The sequence below is a fragment of the Streptomyces sp. BF23-19 genome (genome assembly GCF_041106355.1).
Taxonomy (GTDB): Bacteria; Actinomycetota; Actinomycetes; order Streptomycetales; family Streptomycetaceae; genus Streptomyces; species Streptomyces virginiae_A.
This window is the reverse complement of record NZ_JBGBPT010000189.1, coordinates 1-2398: the sequence shown is the minus strand read 5'-3', so window position 1 is coordinate 2398 and position 2398 is coordinate 1. Positions and strand designations below refer to the sequence as shown.

The window sequence follows — 2398 nt, the reverse complement described above, 5'->3', positions numbered from 1 at the left end:
CAGGCTGGTGATCAGGTAGACGCGCTCGGACGGCCCCTTCCCGGTGGCGAGGTCGCGGCGCCATCGCACGACTTGGATCGCCTGGCGGGCGCCGGGGTAGTCGATGTGGCGGAACGCGGCGACCTTGAGTCGACGGATCTCATCGCGGTGGTGAGCCCGTTCGCGGGTGTGGTGGTCCAGCGGGATCTCGGCCCAGGGCAGCTTCCCGACCTGCGCATACAGGCCGGGGTGGTTCTTCTTGACGATGGCCAGGTAGTGGGCTCCGCGCTCGATGAGGTAGGCGCCGTGGCCGTGCTGGGTGTGCAGGGCGTCACCGGTCAGCACCGTGCCGGCCAGATCAATCGTGTCCAGCAGAGGCTGGAAGGCGGGTATTTCGTTGCTCTTGGAGGCGATCTGCCGCTGGGCCAGGACTACGCCGTGGTGGTTCATTGCGGCCAGCAGTTGGATCGCGGTCGTGGTCGGGGTGCGCGAGCCTCGCACGGTCTTGCCGTCGACGGCGATGGCCCGCAGGGCCGGCCGTTTCGGGGGTGGTGCGGGTGGCGCCGGTGGTGGGGTTCTGGCCTGCAGGTATGCGCCGATGGCCGTGTCCAGCGCGTCGCCGTCGACGTGCTGGAGCAGGCGGCGGACGGTGGCGGCGTGCGGCACCGTCCGCAGGCCGGTGAGCGGGTCGGCCGGAAAGCCGAGGAGTCCCAGGACGTGCTGCGGCGCATCTGTGGTCCATTCACTGATCGCAATGAGCGAGCGGGCACCGGTCAGGACCGCCGCCGCGGCCGCACAGAGCAGCGCGTGCGCCGGATACCGTCGCCCGTTCCGTCCGCGAGGATCGGGCACCAGATCCAGGAAGCGCCGCAGGTCAGCGGCGTCCTCCTCGGTGGTCCGGGCATTCGGAAGGCCAGTTGTCCCAGCCCGGCTGGCATGGGCGATGATATTCGGGCAGGCACGGTCTCGCTCGGTTCTCATGGGTCTCGACAACCACATGATCACCAGCACCGTGCCTGCTCTGCTTCCCGGGCTCTTCTCGCCCCAAGCCAGGACATGACGTCACGTCACACCCGAGACCGGCGAACCGGACCGACCGCCTTCACGCAATGACCCTGGGATCTGGCCGGAGTCGTCACCGCTTCCAACCACCCCCGCTACCGTCCTGGGGACCAGGCAATAGCGATGTCCGCACAGATCGCCACCAGCTGCGGTACCTGGGCCGAGCAGGTCTCCCTGCCCACCCGGCTGCTTGCGGCCGCACCCACCACACTTGCACTGGAGGATGCTGCGGCACTGCCGCTGGCCGGGGTGAGTACGCTGCAGGCCCTGAGCCGGGCAGCAGTCACTGACGGAGACAACGTTCTGATCACTGGCGCGGCCGGTGCCGTGGGCGGCATCGCCGTCCAACTCGCCCGCCACACCGGGGCCACCGTCGACGCCTTGGTCTCACGCCCCGAGCACCTCGACGCGGCCCGGGAACTCGGCGCCAAAGACGTCTGGCACATCCCGGCCGACCTACCCCGCCGCACCTACACGGCCGTACTGGACACCGCAGGCATCGACACAGGCCCCGCCTCACGCCAGGGGGCGGTACATCTCCATCGCTGACCACCCCCTGCCCGACATCCCCGGAGCTGCCAGAAGCTACGTCCAGGAAGACCAGGATCACCTCGCGCAGCTTGCGGCCAAGCCCCGGAGCCCTGGTGCTACGCCGGGGCTCCGGTTGCCTCCCCCTGCGGGGTGCGCGGGCCAGGCACCATCGCCCGGCGGTCCGCATCGGTGATGCCTGCCCGCCCACTTCGGATCAGCCAGGAACTCCTGCATCAGCAGCGTGTTGACGTGCACCAGCGCGGACTGGAGCAGGTCCAGCGCGAGCATACTGACCTCCTGGGATTCCTTGTCCTGCCCGCCCAGGTCGCCTTCCTCGCCGTAGAAGAGGTCCTTGTTCGCAGAATTCCAGTCCTCTACCACCTGCAGCCCCTCGTGAATCTCCTGGCGCATTCCAACGTCGGCGAGGTAGTCGCAGACTTGTCGTCCACCACCGCCGCCCGCCACTGCTCGGGCACCACCCCCGCCAGTGGCACGCTCTCCGCCGGATCGAAGAACGCCCCCTCCTTCAGCGGCTGATCCAGGTAGTGCTGGATCAGGTCGATCGCGTCCATCACCGGCCGGTAGGAGGTGTTGTTGCACTTCAGCTCCAGCGCACTCAGCAGCGGCGAGGGCCTTAGACCGTGTCCTATGTGGTGAGGCGGGCGAGTCGTTTGTAGCAGCAGAGGGCGGCGGCGAGTCCGAGAAATGCCAGGTAGTTGCGGGGGTGGCGCTCGTAGCGGTGGTTGAGCCGGCGGTAGCCGGTCAGCCAGGACATGGTTCGCTCGATCACCCACCTGCGCCGTCCGAGGCGTTCTGATGACTCGAT

The 2398-nt window shown here is 68.4% G+C and carries 4 protein-coding genes; 1 reads left to right on the top strand and 3 read right to left on the bottom strand.

Annotation, left to right across the window (positions count from 1 at the left end; all coding sequences use genetic code 11):
• The coding region (locus AB8A24_RS43200; RefSeq protein ID WP_369479238.1) for an ISAs1 family transposase at nucleotides 1-990 on the bottom strand (990 nt) is incomplete at its 3' end.
• Nucleotides 991-1164: 174 nt separating this feature from the next.
• Between AB8A24_RS43200 and AB8A24_RS43195 the strand changes: the two genes are divergently transcribed.
• Nucleotides 1165-1590 carry a hypothetical protein gene (locus AB8A24_RS43195; RefSeq protein WP_328960778.1) on the top strand — a complete coding sequence of 142 codons (426 nt, stop codon included), beginning with the start codon at nucleotides 1165-1167 and terminating at the stop codon, nucleotides 1588-1590.
• Nucleotides 1591-1647: 57 nt separating this feature from the next.
• On the opposite strand, the gene AB8A24_RS43190 is transcribed toward AB8A24_RS43195, so the two are convergent.
• Entirely contained in the window at nucleotides 1648-1983 is a 336-nt protein-coding gene (locus AB8A24_RS43190; protein WP_328960779.1) for a Tn3 family transposase, read from the bottom strand.
• 235 nt (nucleotides 1984-2218) lie between these two features.
• On the bottom strand, nucleotides 2219-2398 hold a 180-nt coding region (locus AB8A24_RS43185; RefSeq protein ID WP_369479237.1), incomplete at its 5' end, for a transposase.